Origin of the sequence: Nocardioides panacisoli, assembly GCF_039537325.1 — a bacterium.
Classification (GTDB): Bacteria; Actinomycetota; Actinomycetes; order Propionibacteriales; family Nocardioidaceae; genus Nocardioides; species Nocardioides panacisoli.
On record NZ_BAABAH010000004.1, the window covers coordinates 68,352 to 84,391 of the forward strand.

A 16,040-nucleotide genomic window follows, 5' to 3' on the forward strand; every position below is an offset into this window, starting at 1 on the left:
CCAGCGCAGCCGGGATGATCAGACGGCGGTGGCGCGGATTCACCCCGACAATCTACCGGCGAGCAGTTCAGCCAGGTGGAGGGACCGTACGCCGGCCAGGTCGTCGAGCTGCAGCGCGCACGACATCCCGTCCGCGAGCACCACCGTGTCGGGGTCCGCAGCCAGCGCCGTGCGGACGGCGGGGAGCAGGTGCGTCTCGGCCACCGCGACCGACGTCTCGTAGTGACCCTTCTCGACACCCCAGTTGCCCGCGAGCCCGCAGCAGCCGTTCACCACGCTCACGGTGGCCCCGGCCCGCTCGAGCAGGCGCCGGTCGGCGGCCCAGCCGAGCACCGCGTGGTGGTGGCAGTGCGGCTGCGCGACGACGGAGACGCCGGCGAGGTCCGGGAGCGGGAGGTCGAGCCGCTCGACCAGCTCTGCGAGCGTGACCGTCCCCGCTGCCACCCGCGCCGCGCGCGGGTCGTCGACCAGCTCGGTCGCGTCGGAGCGGAGCGACGCCAGGCAGGACGGCTCCAGCCCGAGGACCGGCACGCCGCTGTCGACGTACGGTGCGAGGGTGGCGACCGTCTGCGCGACGATCCTGCGGGCCGCGCCCAGCTGCCCGGTGGTGATCCAGGTCAGCGCGCAGCAGGCGTCCTCCTCGATCACCCGGACCCGCAGCCCGGCGTTCTCCAGGTACTCGATCGCCGCCTGTCCCTGGCCCGCCCGGAAGTGGTCGGTGAACGTGTCCGCCCAGACCCACACGTCGGCGACGCCGGCGCCGAGCCTCGATACCTCCGACGACTTCCGCAGGGTGGGGCTGGACAGCTGCGGCAGCGACCGCCGCGGGTCGACGCCGGCGGCGGCCTTGGCGGCCGCGGCGACCGGGCCGCGCTTCATCAGCTGGTTGCCGACCTTGGCGAACGGGCCGCCGTAGCGCACCCAGCGCGGCAGCTGCCCGAGCGCGTAGTGCGAGCGCGGCCGCTTCTTGCCGGCGTAGGCCTGGTGCAGCGCCTCGGACTTGTACGACGCCATGTCGACGCCGGTCGGGCAGTCCGACGCGCAGCCCTTGCAGGACAGGCACAGGTCGAGCGCCTCGTGCACCGCCGGGTCGTCGAGCCCGCCCTCGAGGCCGCCGGTGAGCGCCTCCTGCAGCACCCGCGAGCGACCGCGGGTCGAGTCCTTCTCCTCCCGGGTCGCCAGGTAGGACGGGCACATCACGCCCGCCGTGGCCGGGGCGACGCACTTCCCCACCCCGGTGCACCGGTGCACCGCCGCGCCGAGCGAGCCGTCGTCGTGGGCGAGCCGCAGGCCGGCGCGCACCGACGTCACCGGGCGCTCTGGTCGCAGGTCCGCGTCGAGCGGCGCGGGGTCGACCAGGACACCCGGGTTGAGCAGGCCGTCAGGGTCGCAGGCGTGCTTGACCGCACGGAACAGCGCGAGCGAGCGCTCGTCGTACATCGTCGGGAGCAGCTCGGACCGCGCGCGGCCGTCGCCGTGCTCGCCGGAGAGCGAGCCGCCGTGCTCGCGCAGCGTGGCCGCGCAGGCCTCGAGGAACCCCCGGAACTGTCCCCGCTTGCCGAAGTCGAAGTCGATCCGCACGTGCACGCAGCCGTCCCCGAAGTGCCCGTAGGGCACCCCGTCCAACCCGTGCTCACGCAGCAGCGCGTCGAAGTCCCGCAGCCAGGCGCCGAGCCGCTCGGGCGGGACGGCGGCGTCCTCCCAGCCGGAGTACGCCGGGCTCGCCAGGCTGCGCGCCGCGAGGCCGGCGCCGTCCTCCCGGATCCGCCAGATCGCGGCGGCCTCCGCGGCGGTCGGGACGACCCGCGACTCGAGCGCACCCGAGGCCTCGACCAGGCCGGGCAGCAGCGCCTCCCGGCCGGGGCCGGCGACCTCGACGAACAGCCAGCCCTCCCCGCGGGGCAGGTCGGGCACGGCTCCGCCGCGCGCCCTCACCAGGTCGACGATCCGCCGGCCGAGCCCCTCGCAGGCGACGAGCCGACCGACGGCCAGCAGCGCCGGTACGGCGTCCGCGGCCTCGGCCATCGACGGGTAGCCGAGCACGAGCAGGGTCCGCTCCTCCTCGGCCACCAGCTGCACGGTGACCTCGCGGAGCAGCCCGAGGGTTCCCTCGGAGCCCGCGAAGAACTGCGGCACCGACAGCCGCTCGGGCAGCAGGTGCTCCAGCGAGTAGCCGCTGACCTGGCGCGAGAACCGCCCGAACGAGGTGCGCACGTGGCCGAGGTCGGCGGCGACGACGTCGGCGAGCCGCTGCTCGACCTCGGCGGTGGTGGCGCTCCGGTCCCCCCACAGCACGTCCGCGGCCACCACCGTGTCGGCGGTTCGGCCGTAGCCGAGCGCCCGCGACCCGCAGGCGTTGTTGCCGACCATGCCGCCGATCGTGCAGCGCGTGTGGGTCGACGGGTCCGGCCCGTAGCGGAGGCCGTGCGGCGCCGCCGCGCGCTGCAGCGAGGCGTGCACGATCCCCGGCTCGACGCGCGCCGTCCGGGCGTCGGCGTCGATCTCCAGCACCCGGTCCAGCGCCCGGAGGTCCACGACGATGCCCGGTCCGACGGCGTTGCCGGCGATCGACGTACCGGCCCCGCGCGCGGTGACGGTCGTGCCCGCCTCCGCCGCCACGGCGAGCACCGCCTCGAGGTCGTCGCGGTGCCGCGGCCGGGCGACCACGTCCGGCCGGACGCGGTAGAGCGAGGCGTCGGAGGAGTAGAGCGCCCGATCGAGGTCCGAGGCCGACGCCGCGATGCCGTGCCGCTCGAGGGCGGCGACGAGGTCCTGGGCGCTCACGGCCACAACCTAGCGGCGGTCCCGGAGCCGGGCTGGGGTGCCCTGTCAGCATGTGGGCATGGCGAGCGACAACACCAAGGACGAGGAGCACACCCGGCCCGACGGCGTCGACGACCTCACCGTCGAGGCCCTCGGCAACATCTCCGAGGCGCTCGAGGCGATCGAGATCGCCCGCGGCCACCTCTACACGTTCCACCGGCTGAGCGGGACGGCCGACTTCACCCTCGGCAAGGGGGTCGAGCAGCTGCGCGAGGCGGGCCACACCGAGCTCGCCGAGCGGTTCGAGAAGGAGCTGGTCGGGCGCAACGTCCTCTACGGCCGGTGGACCTTCCAGATCGTCGAGGAGTACGACGACGGCTACTACGGCACGTTCAAGGAGCTCGAGCGGCAGGCCCGCGACGAGCTGGTCGCGGGCCGCCGCCACCTCCACGAGTCCGAGCTCAAGGAGGACCGCCGCACCCACGGACGCAGCGGCCACGAGCACCGACCCGAGGACTGAGCCGTCAGGGGCAGTCGAAGACCGCCCGCGACGGCGGGACGACGCACGCGACGCCGAGCGGCTCGGCCCGGACCGACGCGCCGTGGAGCACCCAGTGGTAGAAGCGCGCGTGGAAGAGGCGGGTCCCGTCCCCCGGGTAGGTCCCACGCTCGACCCGGCTGCCCGCGTCGACGTACTCCAGCGTGTAGATCTCGTCGCCGGCGCCGCTGCCCGTGGTCGTCCAGGTCTGCAGGGGGTTCGTTCCTCCCGGGACGTCGCTCTCGCGGTTGCCGAGGTGCGGAGGGCCCGGGGCCTGCAGCTCGACCAGCTTGCCGTCGCGCACCCCGTAGAGGTGCCAATCGGTGTAGACGGTGCCCGCCGCTCCCTGCGACGCCTGGACGGCGATCACGGCCCTGGCCGCGCCGACGAGCCTGAGGAGACCTCCGACGGTCACCTCCCCGCCGTCGACCGGCTCGGTGAGCGTGCCGTTCGCCGTCGTCACCTCGAGCGTCGTGCCGTCGGTCAACGAGACCCGGTCGGGCCGGCCGTCCCCGTCCACGTCGCCCGTCCACTGCTTGTCCGGCTGCGGGTCGGGAGCGGTTCCCCACGTGTCGGGGATCGTCACGGGGGCGGTCGCCGTCGGGGAGGGACTGTCGGAGTCGGTGAAGCCCGGCTTTCGGTCGGCCTGGTCGGACGACCCCACGACCAGGGCGACGGCGGACACCGTCGCGACGGCGACGCAGGCGGCGGCGACCAGGTAGGTGCCGGGGTGCCGCCACCACGGCAGCCGGGGCTCGGGCTCGGGGACGCCGCGGGTCAGGTCCTCGGGCCGCACGAGCTCCGCCCGCGCCGTCAGCGCCTCCCGCAGCCGGGTCTCGATGTCGCTCATCGTCCCTCCTCCCTCGTCCGGTCGGCGTCCAACGTCTTCTCCAGCGCGGCGAGCGCGCGGCTCGCCGTCGACTTGACCGTGCCCCGCGAGATGCCGAGCGCGGTGGCGATCTCGGCCTCGGACAGGTCGCTCCAGTAGCGCAGCACGAGCACCTCCCGCTGCCGGGCCGGCAGCCCGTCCAGCGCGGCGAGCACCTGCCGGTGCTCCTCGCCGAGCACGACCCGCTCGTCCGGGCCGTCCGGCGACACCTCCTCGGGCGGGGTGTAGGCGCGGGCCGTCCGGCGGCGGCGCAGCGCCGACCGCGCCCGGTTGACCACGCCCACCCGCAGGTAGCCGAGCGCGGCCTCCGGGTCGCGCAGCCGCTTGCCGTTGAGCAGACCGGCGAACACGTCCTGCACGACGTCCTCGGCCGCCCCGAGGTCGTCGACGAGCAGCACCGCGAGCCGCACCAGGCTCAGCCGGTGGGCGGCGTACAGCTCCGCCACCAGCTGCTCGTGGTCGGTCCCCGGCTCGGGGACCAGCGCCAGTCTCGGCATGCGCCACCTCGGTTGCTCTCCCGGACCAGTGTCCGCTCTCAACCGTTCAGACGCGGGAGACGCGGCCAGGTTGCCTCGGGGACGCAGAATGTGGGGGTGACGGTGTTGTCGGCGAATCCGATCCGCGAGCGGCTGGGCGAGGCGTTGTTCCTCCGCGTCGCCGGCCCGGACGGGGCGCGCCACCGGGACCGCATCCACGGCCGTCCCGGACCGCGCTGGTTCGAGCCGGACAGTCCGATCGCGCGGGTGCACGCGGACTCGTCGATGTTCGTCGGTGGGATGCGGGCCCTGCTGCTGCAGACCCTGCACCCGGCCGCCATGCGCGCGGTGTCGGAGCACTCGGGCTTCCGGGGCGACATGTGGGGACGTCTCGCACGGACCAGCCGGTTCCTCGCCGTGACGACGTTCGGCACCGCCGAGGACGCACAGCAGGCCGTGGACGTCGTGCGCCGGATCCACGACGGGGTCACCGGCACCATGCCGGACGGGACGCCGTACGCCGCGAGCGACCCGCACCTGCTGCTGTGGGTCCACGTCGCGGAGGTGGACAGCTTCCTGCTGGCGCACCGGACCTACGGCCGGGAGCAGCTGGACGAGGCGGAGCGCGACACCTACGTCGCGCAGGCCGCCGAGGTCGCCGTGCGGCTCGGTGTGGTCGACCCGCCGACGACGTACGCCGAGCTGCGCGAGGTCCTCGCGGGTTTCCGGCCCGAGCTCCGCGGCACTCCGGAGGCCAGGGAGGCCGTGCGCTACGTGCTGCTCAAGCCGCCGCTGCCGATCGCCGCGCGGCCGCCGTACGCCGTCCTGAGCGCCGCGGCGGTCGGCCTGCTCCCGTGGTGGAGCCGTCGGCACCTGCGGCTGCCGTTGCTGCCGATCACCGAGCGCACCGTGGTGCGGGCGATGGGCTCCGCTGCGGTCGGCACGATCCGGTGGGCGATGACCCCGCCCGCGGCCTGACCCGGCCTAGAGCCCGAGGACCTCGCGGGCCCCGTCGACGGTGAAGCGGTTCCAGGCGCGGACGCTCTTCATCAGGTAGTGGCCGACCGGTCCCATGTCGGTGAAGGAGGCGTCGGCCCTCCTCGAGGCGCGCTCGACGAAGCGCCGGGTCGCCCGCGCGGAGGTGATCGGGTCGAGGGTGCCGTGCGCCGCGCGCAGCACCTTGCCGCGCAGCGGGTCCACGCTGTCGTCGTCGGACAGCCACGGGGCGAGCGCGACCACGCCGCGGACCGAGTCGTGGTCGGCGACGGCGACCCCGGTCCGGCCGCCCATCGAGTGCCCGACGACGGCGACGGGCAGGGCGTGCTTCCGGGCCAGCTCGTCGAGCGCCCAGCGGGCGTCGGCGACAGGCGCCGGCGTCGAGCCGGCGCGCGCGTTCCAGCCGCGCACGCGATAGCGCAGCAGCACCACGCCGATGCCGTCGCGGCCCAGCCGGGGAGCGATGTCCCGCAGCAGCTTGCGGCCGCGCCACCAGGAGAGGCTGCTGCGGTCCACGGGCTGCGAGCTGCGGTCGGTCCCGCCGTGCAGGACCAGCACCAGCCCGCGCGGGGTGCGCGGCACCCGCACGTCGGTGAAGGCGGGTGTCGGATCCGCCTGTCGCTCGTCAGTCATCGTCCTCGGTTCGGAGCCAGGACACCTTCCGGATGGGACCGGACCGTCACCAGTGCTCCATCGACCCGCGGACCACGCGGGCGAGGTCGTCGGCGGTCACGTCCTTGGGGGCCGTCGCGAGCAGCCGCTGCTGCTTGAGGGAGCCCTCGACGAGCGCGTCGACGTCGGCCTCGCCGTACCCGACCTCGGCGAGGCCGTTGGGCAGCCCGAGGTCCTGCATCAGCGTGGCCAGCACGCCCGGCAGCAGGTCCGGCCCGCCGCCCTCCGCCGCGGGGTCGAGCAGCCGGGCGGCGCGCAGGTGGCGGTCCGGTGCCGCGTCGAAGGTGAACCGGAACGCCTCGGGCGCCGTGAGCGAGACCGCCATCCCGTGCGGGACCATCGGCTCGTCCTCCGGGTAGTCGGCGGGCCGGAAGTCACGGACCTGCCCCGCGATCGGATAGGCGTTCGCGTGCGGGATGTGGACGCCGGCGTTGCCGAAGCCGAGCCCGGCGAAGGTCGCGGCCATCGCCATCTCCTCGCGCGCGAGCGCGACGTCCGCCTCGTCCGGGCCGCCGTGCACCGCGCGCCGGAACGCGCCGGCGAGCAGCCCCATCGCCCGCTCGGACCACATGTCGGCGATCGGGTTCGACCCGCAGTAGGGCACCCGCTGCTCGGGTCGCTTGGCGTCGAAGTCGGCGTACCAGCGGGCGGTGTAGCTCTCCAGCGCGTGGCACAGGATGTCCATCCCGGCCGCGGCGGTCACCCCGGCGGGCTGGGAGGCCGAGAGCTCGGGGTCGACGACCGCGAGCCGCGGCCGCAGGGCCGGGTGGCTGATGCCGGTCTTCACCTTCAGCGACAGGACGTCGAGCACGCAGATCGTGGTGCTCTCGCTGCCGGTGCCGGTGGTGGTCGGTACGGCGACCAGCGGCAGCACGTCGTTGGTGGGTGCCAGGGCCTTGCCGACCGGCGCGTTGACGTAGTCCATCAGGTCGCCGGGGTTGGTCACCAGCAGCGCGACCGCCTTCGCGGTGTCGATGGAGGAGCCGCCGCCCACGGCGACGACGGCGTCGAAGGGGCCCTCGTCCCGCGCGAACTCGACGGCGTGGCCCAGCGACTCGTCCGTGGGCTCGACGTGGGTCTCGGCGTAGGTCGTGACGGTGATGCCCTCGTCCGCCAGCGCGTCGGCGACGGCGGCCGGGTGACCGGTGGCGGCGACGCCGGGGTCGGTCACCAGCAGCACCCGCCGCGCGCCCCAGGACCGCACGTCGTAGCCGATCTCCCGCGCGGCACCGCGCCCGAACTTGAGCGCGGGCGCGGCGTAGGTGAAGACGGTCTCGCTCATCAGTGCCTTTCCGCCCTGGCGGCGTCGATCGCCGCGCGGACCACGTCGAAGACGGGCACCTTGCCGTCCAGGATCTCGGTGAGCGGCACCCACGCGACCGCGTCGGTGGTGCCGCCCTCCTCCACGACCCGCGGCTCGATGCCGTCGGGCACCGTCGCACGGTGCACCAGATGGATGCCGTGGAAGTCCTCGTGCCGTCCGGACGGTGCCGTGCCGGTGAAGTGCACGTCGTGCACGGCGAGCAGCTCGCCGATCTCGCCCTCGAGTCCGCACTCCTCCTTGAGCTCGCGGCGCACGGTGTCGACCGGGTTCTCGCCGTGCTCCACGCCGCCGCCGGGCAGCGCCCAGGTGCCGGGGCTGACGCCGAGCGGCGAGATCCGGGTGAGCAGCAGCGCGTCGCCGCGCTCGACGTAGGCGTAGCAGGCGACCCGCTGGTGCCGCTGGGGGTGGTACGCCGCGAGCGCCTGGGCGACCAGGCTGACCGTGGGCAGCGTCCCGTCGAGCACCGCGGAGAGCGGCTGCCAGGCCGCCTCGGCGGTGGATCCGTCGACCTCGACGACCCGCGGCTCCGCGGCGTCGGGTGGGACCCAGCCCTGGTAGACGATCCGCACCGAGTGCGCGTCCACCCGGCGGCCGCGCCGCCACGTGTCGGGCAGGTGCAGCGAGAACACGTGGGCGGTGTCGCCGACCTCGGCCGTCAGCCCGGTCTCCTCGTGCACCTCGCGCACGACCGCGTCGCGCGGGTCCTCGCCATGATCCACGCCGCCACCCGGCAGCGACCACAGCTCCTGCTGGGTCACCCGCTCGGAGAGCCGGCTCAGGAGGATCTGGTCACCGCGGACGATCACGGCGTACGCCGCCAGGCGCTGCACCCGCTGCGTCATCGTCCACCTCCTCGACCACCCTACGGTCACCCGAAGAGGGGCCGGGCCTCCCGGGCCAGCGAGCGCCGGCCGGCCCAGCGCCAGACCCGGGCTGCTCGGTCGCGGTCCTCGTCGGTGACCAGGTTGCCCATCCACCGCAGCGCCAGGGTCATCAGCAGGTCCGACCGCATGCCGATCGGGCCGAGCGCCGGCAGCAGCCGCGGCACGGTCACCAGGCCCGCGAGCCGGCGCGCGATCGAGAACGACTCGCCGTAGTGGTCGCGCAGCAGGGCCGGCCACACGGTGGCCAGGTCGGCGTCCGGGTCCTCGGCGAGCAGCTCGGCGAGCAGCCGCCCGGTCTCGAGGCCGTAGTCGATGCCCTCGCCGTTGAGCGGGTTCACGCAGGCGGCGGCGTCGCCGATCAGGGCCCAGTTGCGCCCCGCGACGTTGGACACGGCGCCGCCCATCGGCAGCAGCGCCGAGGTCGGCATCCGGAGCTCCTCGCCGAGCCCGAACTCCGCACGCCGCTGGTCGGCGTACAGGCTCATCAGCGGCTTGATCGCCACGTCCGCCGGCCGCTTGGCCGTCGCGAGGGTGCCGACGCCCAGGTTCACGCCGCCTGCGTCCCGGCCGAGCGGGAAGATCCAGCCGTAGCCGGAGAGCACCTCGCGCCGCTCGTTGCGCAGCTCGAGGTGCGAGCTGATCCACGGGTCGTCCGCGTGCGTCGAGGACGCGACGTAGCAGCGGCCGGCGACGCCGTACACGGTCTCGCGGTGCCACTCCCGCCCGAGCACCTTCCCGAGCGGCGACCGGACGCCGTCGGCGACCACGAGCCGCTCGCACTCGATCTCGAACGACCTGGAAGCCGAGCGCCCACCCTGGGTGAAGGTGACGGCGCGGACCCGTCCCGACTCCCTACGTACGTCGACCGCCCGGACGCCGTCGATGCCGGTCGCGCCGGCCTTGATCGCGGTGGTCCGGAGGTGGTCGTCGAGCTCGGTGCGGGCCACCGCGCTGCCCCAGTCCGGCAGCGAGCCGCCCGGCCACGGCAGGTGCAGCGTCTGGCCGAAGCCGTGCGCGCGGAGACCCTGGTTGACGGTGTGCGCCCGGACCCAGTCGCGCAGCCCGAGCCGCTCCAGCTCGCCGATCGCGCGGGGCGTGAGCCCGTCGCCGCAGGTCTTGTCCCGCGGGAACACGGCCGCGTCGGCGAGCACCACGTCGGAGCCCAGGCGCGCGGCCCACGCGGCCGCTCCGGACCCCGCCGGGCCCGCGCCGACGACCAGCACCTCGGTGCGGGTCGGCGTCACGGAGCTCATGGCCCCATCCTCTCAGGCCCGCCTGGGCACGGTTCCGGGTGCCCGGCGGTCGAGGACTCCGATCCCGTCACCTCGGGCCGTCGGAGCGGAGAGAATGTGCCGGTGTCCCTCGCCGCCCCGCTGCCGCTGCCCGCGCGCGGGCTGCCGGAGCGGCTCGGCGCCGGCTTCGGCGTGGCCCTGGTGGCGCTCGCGATCGCGACCGGCGCGACTCTCCTGCTGACGGCGGAGGTGGACGGGCCGTCGTTCGAGATCCGGCGGGGGCTCGCGCCGTTCGACCTGCTGATGAGCCTCTGGTACGGGCTGGTCGGGGCGCTGATGCTGTCCCGGCGGCGGCACCTCGCCGGCTGGGTGTTCCTCGCCGTGGGCTGGGGGTACGGCGTCACGGCCGCGGGCATCGCGTGGACCGTCCTCGGCGTCGCGCACCCCGGCCTGCCCGGGCTGGCGTGGTCACCGTCGTTCCTCCTCACCGGCTGGACCACCGCGACGCTGCTGACGATCCTCGTGCTGCCCTGGCTGCTGAGCAGGCGGGCGCCGACGGGCTGGCTGAGGGCGGGCGCGATCGCCGGGGCCGTCGTGGTCGCCGGCGCGACCGTGATCCGGCTGCTGATCCAGGTGCCCGGCGCGCCGCCGCACCCGATCACGGGCGGCGGTACGCCGTCGCGCGTCGCTGCGATGGCCGACGACGCGCTGGTGCCGTGCTACGCCCTGCTCGCGCTCGTCGGTCTCGGCTACCTGGGATGGCGGCTGCGCCGCGCCCAGCTGCACGAGCGCCGGCAGCTCACCTGGTTCCTGGGGTCGCTGGTCGCGGTCGCCGTCGGCTACCTCGCCTTCGAGGTGGGCCTCAGCCTGGACGGCCACTGGTTCCTCGCCGGGACCGCACTGATCTTCGTCGCCGAGCTGACCCTGCCGGTGGTGGTCTTCGTCCTGCTCCGCCGCCAGCCCTCCTGGCGGCTCGACCTGGCCATCTCCCGCACGCTGGTGGGCACCCTGCTGACCGCGATCCTGGTCGCCAGCTACGTCCTCGCGGTCTGGGCGCTCAGCATGGTCACGCCGTGGCAGCAGCAGTCCAGCGGCGTGGTCGTGGTCGCCGCGCTCGCGCTGGCGGTGCTCCCGCTGCGCGACTGGCTCCAGCGCCAGGTCGAGCGGATGGTCTTCGGGTCCGGCGCCGACCCCTCCGTCCTGCTCCAGCGGGTCGCGCAGGCCCTCGACTCGGCGGACGACGACAGCCCCCAGCTCGCGGGCCTGGTCGCCGCGCTCCAGCGCGCCCTCCGGCTCAGCCGGGTCGAGGTCAGCCTCAACGACCGGACCGTCGCGGCGTCCGGGCGCGAGGAGGCCGACGCCGACGAGCGCGCGCTCCGCCTCGGGCTGAGCAGCCACGGCCGGCAGATCGGGACCCTCACCGCCGTCGCGCCGCGCGGCGAGCGGCTGGACCCCCGCAGCATGCGGTTGCTCCAGCAGATCTCGGGCCTGGTCGCCGTCGCCGCCCAGCTGGACGAGACGAACCGTGCTCTGGAGCTCGCGCGGGCCCGAGTGGTGGAGGTCCGCCACGAGGAGCGCCGGCTGCTGCGTCGCGAGCTCCACGACGGGCTCGGGCCGGCCCTCTCCGGAACCGCGCTCGCGCTCGCCGCCGTGCCGTCGACCTCGGCGCTCAGCCCGGACGACGCCGTGCTGCTGGAGCGGCTCGTCGCCGAGCTCTCCCGGCGCGCGGACGACGTCCGCCAGATGGCGCGGGTGCTGCTGCCGCCGGTCCTCGACGAGGGCCGGCTGGGCGAGGCGCTCCGCCTGCTCGCCGAGCGCTACTCCATGCCGCGGTTCTCCGTGACCGTCGACGCGCCGCACGCCGACCGGTTGGACGGCCTGCACCAGGTCGTCGTCTACCAGGTGGCCGGCGAGGCGGTCCGCAACGCCGCCCGGCACGCCCAGGCCCGGCACTGCGCGGTGTGCCTCGAGATGCCCGAGACGGGTGGGGTCCGGCTCAGCGTGTGCGACGACGGGCGGGGCATCGACCCGCAGGCCGCGCCGGGGGTGGGCATCGCCGCGATGCGCGAGCGGGCGGCCGAGCTGGGCGGCAGCGTCGAGGTCGACGGCAGCCCGGGCGGGACCCGCGTGGTCATGGTGCTGCCGTGACCGGCGCGATCCGGGTCCTCGTCGTCGACGACCACCCGGTGTTCCGGATCGGGATGAGCGCGCTGCTGCGGACCCTCCCCGACGTGGAGGTCGTGGGCGAGGCCGCCGACGGCGCCGAGGCGATCGCCGCCGCCGCCGAGCTGGCGCCGCACGTGGTGCTGATGGACCTCGACCTGGGTCGGGACTCCGGCATCGAGACCACCCGGGAGATCCTGCGGCGCGACCCGACGGTCGGCGTACTGGTGGTGACGATGCTGGGCGACGACGACTCGCTCTTCGCCTCGATCCGCGCCGGCGCCCGCGGGTTCCTGCTCAAGGGCGCCTCGCCCACCGAGGTCGAGCGCGCGGTGCGCGCGGTCGCGAACGGCGACTTCCTGCTAGGCCCACAGCTCGCCCAGCGCGCGGCGGTCTACCTCTCCGGCGCGCGGACCCGAGGCGTGGTGCCGCTGCCCGAGCTGACCGACCGCGAGCGCGAGGTGGTCGACCTCGTCGCCCGCGGCTACGACAACCCCACCATCGCGCGACGTCTGGTGCTGAGCACCAAGACCGTCCGCAACTACGTGTACGGCGTGCTGACCAAGCTCGACCTGCCCGACCGGGCGCAGCTCATCGTGCGTGCCCGGGAGGCCGGCCTGGGAACCGAGGACACCCGGACCTGACCTCCGGGTCGCCGGGCCGCCGAGCGTGGTCGCATGACCACCACCACTCCCCGGCGATTCACCGCCTGGCCCCTCCTGATCAGCGCGTGCGGCCTCCTCGGGCTGGTCGCGATCCTCCTCGAGAGCAGGCCGGACAACAGCTCGGACTTCGAGCACCCCTTCACGGCCGCCGCCCTGGCCGACGTCGACCCGGTCCCCTACCGGGTGTCCTGCGTGCTGGGCTACCTGCTCGTCCTGCTCCTGCTCGTCACGGCCGCGGTGTGGCGGCAGCGGGTCGAGCGCCGGTTCACCGGCTCCGTCGGTGCCTCCGTGGTCACCCTCGGCGTGGTCGCGACCGCGGCACTCGTCGCGCTGTCGTTCGGCTGGCGCGGCGCCGTGGGCGACTACTTCCCCGGCGGTCCAGAGGACACCTACTTCGACCCCGAGGGCCTCTACAACTACTTCATCCTGACCGACTTCAGCCCCTACATCGCCTTCGTGCCGCTGCTCGGCTCTGCCTACGGGCTCACCTGGATGGCGTTCGCCGAGCGGCTGGTCTCGCGCGGGCTCGGGACGGCGGCCGGCCTCGTGGCCACCGGGCTGCTGCTCGCGGTCGCGGTGACCGGAGTGCCCGGACTGCCGTTCGCGATCGTGCTCGGCCTGGTCGTGGCCGGTATCTGGCTCGCGGTCGGGCGCAGCGCGATCACGCAGTCCGAGCGCTGAGCCTCTCGACGAAGCAACCAAAGCGGCGCCCGGACGTCCAACGAGCATGAAGACCATCCTGTGCACGATCGCGGCGGCCGCCTGCGCCGTCGTACTCGCCGGCTGCGGGTCCGACGACACCGCCACCGACGCCGGCAGCACGCCGACGACGGCGCACTCCCCGCGGTCGGGCCACGCCCCGTCCGGCACCACGACGACCTCGGCAGCGGTCCAGCCGACCTCCAGCACGAGCACGGCCGGCACGACCGCGGCAGGCACGACCGCGGCAGGCACCCCGGAGTGCACCAACGAGGACGTGAAGGTCAGCTACCGGCACGAGGACGACGCCACCAGCCACCGCTACGGCTTCGTCGTGCTGACCAACACCTCCGGCGCGCCGTGCTGGGTCCGTGGCTACGGCGGCATCTCCTACGCCGGCGACGACGGCGAGCAGGTCGGTGCGGCGGCGGACCGCACCGCCGGCGACACCCCGACGGTCACGATCGCACCGGGCGGGACCGCCCGGTCCGAGCTGGCCGAGACGTCGTCCGGTCCCTACTCGGCGCACACGTGCCGGCCGGCGAAGGCCGTCGCCCTGCGGGTGTACATCCCGGACGAGACCGACTCCCAGCTCGTCCGGCACCAGGTCACGGCCTGCGCCAACCCCAAGGTCCACCTGCTCGAGCACAAGCCCTACGTGGCGGGCTGAGCGGCGGAGGTACGCCGGCTACGCGCCACCCTCTCCGAGCGGCGGGTACAGCTTCGGCGCGTCCTCGTAGCCGTCCTCGTCGGTGAACATGCCCTTCTCGACGTCGAACTCGCGATCGGTGTTGTCCACCTCGGCGTTCTCGGGCCGGTTCTCGGGGGCGAGGCGCCGGCGGCGCTCCTCCTCGATCTCCTCGACGGGAGTCCCGTCCAGGCCGGTGTCCCCGTCCCGCTTCCGGGCGTCGTCGGCCTCCCAGAGCTCAGCGGTGTCGGGGTTCTCCTCGTCCTGCTGCTGTTCGGTCATGTCCGTCCCTTCCTGGCGAGTGGCGTTCCAAAGAGGAGGCGGTACCCCGTTCGCCCAGGCTCAGAAGCCTGGTGGAGGTAAAGGGCTGGTCCCTAGAGCAGCTCGAGAGTGGCGCGGCGCCTGCTGGACTCCTCCATCAGCCGCAGTGCCAGCAGGCCCACGAGCACGCAGACCAGTCCGATGCCGAGCTCCTTGCCGACCAGACCACCGACCGAGCCGAGGGACCGGCCGGCTGCCAGCTGCCGGCTGGCCTCGATCGCGTGCGTCAGCGGGAGCACCCCTCCGACGTGGGCCATCCACCCCGGCAGCGTCGACAGCGCGATGTTGGCGCCCGTGAACAGCAGCAGGAAGCCGAACACGATGTTGTTGATCACCGCGCCCTCCCGCACCCGCAGGTCGATGGCCGCCAGCACCAGGCCGAGACCCGTGCACGACGCGGACGCGACCAGGAGCACCAGCGCGATGCCGGCGAGCTCACTCGGCGCGAAGGTCACTCCCAGCAGCAGCCCTCCGACCAGCAGCGAGACCAGGGTCGTGATCCAGCCGTTGACGATGACGGGGATCGACCGGCCCACGAACAGCGGGATCCGCGCCGCGGGCGACGTGAGCACCAGGCCGAGGGTCTGGTTCTGGCGCTCGCCCGCCACGGTCTGGCCCATCGCGAACAGGCACGGGATCGCGGAGTACTGGACGGCGTTGCCCACGACGTAGAACTGGTCGTCGCCGACGCCGGCCCCGCGGCCGAGGTAGGCGAAGAGCAGGATCTGGAAGATCGGGGCGAGCAACAGGCTGGGCACGTAGATCCAGGGGCTCATCCAGTTGAACAGGGCGCGGAAGCTGATCGCGCCGCCCACGGAGAGGAGCCGCGCGTCGTTCCGGAGCCGGTCGATCACGATCCGCACCTCACGTGAGCGAGAGGGTCGCGTGGCGGCGGGCGGAGCGGAGCACGGACCCGGCCACGACCGAGGCGATCACGGCGTACACCGCCCCGAGACCGAGGCACAGCAGCACGTCCCGCCACGGCGAGCCGCCGTCGGCCGCCGCGCGGATCGCGGCCATCCCCCAGGTCGGCGGCAGTGCGCGGCCGATCCAGCCGACCCAGGCGGGAAGGATCGAGAGCGGGACGAGGAACCCGCAGACCAGCCACCCGGGGTACTCGAGAAGGTTCCCCAGCGCCCAGGCACTGCGGTAGCGCACCACGGTGACCGCCAGGAGGAAGCCGAACATCGAGACTGCCAGGATCGTCGCGACCACGCCGACCACGAACACGACCGGATCGGCGATCTCGAGCCGGACACCGAACGCCAGGCGTCCCCAGAGCAGGGTCGCGACCAGGCTGTAGGTGCCGAGGCTGGCCATCGCGGTCGTGATCGGCAGCAGCACGTAGGCGAACGGCGTCGGCGTGCTGACCACCAGCTCGAGCGTGCCGAGCCAGCGCTCCCGCTGGAGCGCGCTGCTGGCCGTGGTGGCGACGGCCGACCAGGTGCCCATCACCCCGGCGCCCAGGGCGGCGTACACCAGCGACGCGGGGTCGCCGGTCTGCCGGTAGACGAGGAACGCCGCGGTGGCGAAGAACAGCGGCCACACCACCTGCAGCAGGCCGGTGAACGGGTCGACGGCGAGCATCTTGAGCTGGATCCACCAGGCGACGAGGAGCTGCCGGCAGCGGGCGAGCGGTCCGAGCCGGCGGGGCGCGCGGGTGCCGCCGCCGAACAGCTCGGCCGCCCTGGCGTCGTCGATGCGTCCCACCGGGACGTCGCTGCTCACCG

At 74.4% G+C, this 16,040-nt stretch carries 16 protein-coding genes; 6 read left to right on the forward strand and 10 right to left on the reverse strand.

Annotation, left to right across the window (positions count from 1 at the left end):
• Positions 1-39: 39 nt before the first annotated feature.
• Positions 40-2,790 carry an FAD-binding and (Fe-S)-binding domain-containing protein gene (locus tag ABD709_RS07765; RefSeq protein WP_425575064.1) on the reverse strand — a complete coding sequence of 917 codons (2,751 nt, stop codon included), beginning with the start codon at positions 2,788-2,790 and terminating at the stop codon, positions 40-42.
• A 52-nt stretch (positions 2,791-2,842) separates the two neighbouring features.
• Here ABD709_RS07765 and ABD709_RS07770 point away from each other — a divergent pair, with 52 nt between their 5' ends.
• Positions 2,843-3,283 carry a hypothetical protein gene (locus tag ABD709_RS07770; protein ID WP_344774013.1) on the forward strand — a complete coding sequence of 147 codons (441 nt, stop codon included), beginning with the start codon at positions 2,843-2,845 and terminating at the stop codon, positions 3,281-3,283.
• A gap of 4 nt (positions 3,284-3,287) precedes the next feature.
• Here the strand turns inward: ABD709_RS07770 and ABD709_RS07775 are convergent, their stop codons facing one another.
• Complete coding sequence (locus ABD709_RS07775; protein ID WP_344774015.1) at positions 3,288-4,151, reverse strand: hypothetical protein; 864 nt, start codon at positions 4,149-4,151, stop codon at positions 3,288-3,290.
• Positions 4,148-4,687, reverse strand: coding sequence for a SigE family RNA polymerase sigma factor (locus ABD709_RS07780; RefSeq protein WP_344774017.1), 540 nt, complete (start codon positions 4,685-4,687; stop codon positions 4,148-4,150). Before ABD709_RS07780 ends, ABD709_RS07775 begins: the two co-directional genes overlap by 4 nt.
• Positions 4,688-4,783: 96 nt before the next feature.
• Here ABD709_RS07780 and ABD709_RS07785 point away from each other — a divergent pair, with 96 nt between their 5' ends.
• Positions 4,784-5,644: an oxygenase MpaB family protein gene (locus ABD709_RS07785; RefSeq protein ID WP_344774018.1), complete on the forward strand. Its 861-nt coding sequence runs from the start codon at positions 4,784-4,786 to the stop codon at positions 5,642-5,644.
• Positions 5,645-5,650: 6 nt separating this feature from the next.
• Here the strand turns inward: ABD709_RS07785 and ABD709_RS07790 are convergent, their stop codons facing one another.
• The 4 genes from ABD709_RS07790 to ABD709_RS07805 are packed head-to-tail and all read right to left on the reverse strand — an operon-like array spanning position 5,651 to position 9,795.
• Positions 5,651-6,295 carry an alpha/beta hydrolase gene (locus tag ABD709_RS07790; protein ID WP_344774020.1) on the reverse strand — a complete coding sequence of 215 codons (645 nt, stop codon included), beginning with the start codon at positions 6,293-6,295 and terminating at the stop codon, positions 5,651-5,653.
• Between the two features lie 46 nt (positions 6,296-6,341).
• Entirely contained in the window at positions 6,342-7,616 is a 1,275-nt protein-coding gene (locus ABD709_RS07795) for a hydroxyacid-oxoacid transhydrogenase (protein WP_344774022.1), read from the reverse strand.
• Positions 7,616-8,500: an NUDIX domain-containing protein gene (locus ABD709_RS07800; RefSeq protein WP_344774023.1), complete on the reverse strand. Its 885-nt coding sequence runs from the start codon at positions 8,498-8,500 to the stop codon at positions 7,616-7,618. The genes ABD709_RS07795 and ABD709_RS07800 overlap by 1 nt, the downstream gene beginning before the upstream one ends.
• A gap of 26 nt (positions 8,501-8,526) precedes the next feature.
• Positions 8,527-9,795: a geranylgeranyl reductase family protein gene (locus tag ABD709_RS07805; protein WP_344774025.1), complete on the reverse strand. Its 1,269-nt coding sequence runs from the start codon at positions 9,793-9,795 to the stop codon at positions 8,527-8,529.
• A 102-nt stretch (positions 9,796-9,897) separates the two neighbouring features.
• Between ABD709_RS07805 and ABD709_RS07810 the strand changes: the two genes are divergently transcribed.
• The 4 genes from ABD709_RS07810 to ABD709_RS07825 are packed head-to-tail and all read left to right on the forward strand — an operon-like array spanning position 9,898 to position 13,971.
• Positions 9,898-11,922, forward strand: coding sequence for a sensor histidine kinase (locus ABD709_RS07810; protein ID WP_344774027.1), 2,025 nt, complete (start codon positions 9,898-9,900; stop codon positions 11,920-11,922).
• Entirely contained in the window at positions 11,919-12,581 is a 663-nt protein-coding gene (locus ABD709_RS07815) for a response regulator transcription factor (protein WP_344774029.1), read from the forward strand. Before ABD709_RS07810 ends, ABD709_RS07815 begins: the two co-directional genes overlap by 4 nt.
• Positions 12,582-12,614: 33 nt before the next feature.
• Positions 12,615-13,283 (forward strand): hypothetical protein, encoded by a 669-nt coding sequence (locus ABD709_RS07820; protein WP_344774031.1) that lies wholly within the window; start codon positions 12,615-12,617, stop codon positions 13,281-13,283.
• Between the two features lie 46 nt (positions 13,284-13,329).
• Positions 13,330-13,971: a DUF4232 domain-containing protein gene (locus ABD709_RS07825; RefSeq protein WP_344774033.1), complete on the forward strand. Its 642-nt coding sequence runs from the start codon at positions 13,330-13,332 to the stop codon at positions 13,969-13,971.
• 18 nt (positions 13,972-13,989) lie between these two features.
• Here ABD709_RS07825 and ABD709_RS07830 read toward each other — a convergent pair whose 3' ends face one another.
• The 3 genes from ABD709_RS07830 to ABD709_RS07840 form a co-directional block, all read right to left on the reverse strand.
• A complete protein-coding gene (locus ABD709_RS07830; RefSeq protein WP_344774035.1) occupies positions 13,990-14,271 on the reverse strand; it encodes a hypothetical protein in 282 nt (93 codons plus the stop codon).
• A 92-nt stretch (positions 14,272-14,363) separates the two neighbouring features.
• Positions 14,364-15,164 carry an ABC transporter permease gene (locus ABD709_RS07835; protein WP_344774037.1) on the reverse strand — a complete coding sequence of 267 codons (801 nt, stop codon included), beginning with the start codon at positions 15,162-15,164 and terminating at the stop codon, positions 14,364-14,366.
• Positions 15,165-15,174: 10 nt separating this feature from the next.
• Positions 15,175-16,038, reverse strand: a complete 864-nt coding sequence (locus ABD709_RS07840; RefSeq protein ID WP_344774039.1) for an ABC transporter permease — start codon at positions 16,036-16,038, stop codon at positions 15,175-15,177.
• Positions 16,039-16,040: the final 2 nt, after the last annotated feature.

What these genes read in the sequence shown, in the direction of transcription:
- ABD709_RS07770 (WP_344774013.1), top strand. Translation starts at nt 2,843, where the DNA reads ATGGCGAGCGACAACACCAAGGACGAGGAGCACACCCGGCCCGACGGC.
- ABD709_RS07775 (WP_344774015.1), bottom strand. Translation starts at nt 4,151, where the DNA reads ATGAGCGACATCGAGACCCGGCTGCGGGAGGCGCTGACGGCGCGGGCG.
- ABD709_RS07780 (WP_344774017.1), bottom strand. Translation starts at nt 4,687, where the DNA reads ATGCCGAGACTGGCGCTGGTCCCCGAGCCGGGGACCGACCACGAGCAG.
- ABD709_RS07790 (WP_344774020.1), bottom strand. Translation starts at nt 6,295, where the DNA reads ATGACTGACGAGCGACAGGCGGATCCGACACCCGCCTTCACCGACGTG.
- ABD709_RS07795 (WP_344774022.1), bottom strand. Translation starts at nt 7,616, where the DNA reads ATGAGCGAGACCGTCTTCACCTACGCCGCGCCCGCGCTCAAGTTCGGG.
- ABD709_RS07800 (WP_344774023.1), bottom strand. Translation starts at nt 8,500, where the DNA reads ATGACGCAGCGGGTGCAGCGCCTGGCGGCGTACGCCGTGATCGTCCGC.
- ABD709_RS07805 (WP_344774025.1), bottom strand. Translation starts at nt 9,795, where the DNA reads ATGAGCTCCGTGACGCCGACCCGCACCGAGGTGCTGGTCGTCGGCGCG.
- ABD709_RS07820 (WP_344774031.1), top strand. Translation starts at nt 12,615, where the DNA reads ATGACCACCACCACTCCCCGGCGATTCACCGCCTGGCCCCTCCTGATC.
- ABD709_RS07825 (WP_344774033.1), top strand. Translation starts at nt 13,330, where the DNA reads ATGAAGACCATCCTGTGCACGATCGCGGCGGCCGCCTGCGCCGTCGTA.
- ABD709_RS07830 (WP_344774035.1), bottom strand. Translation starts at nt 14,271, where the DNA reads ATGACCGAACAGCAGCAGGACGAGGAGAACCCCGACACCGCTGAGCTC.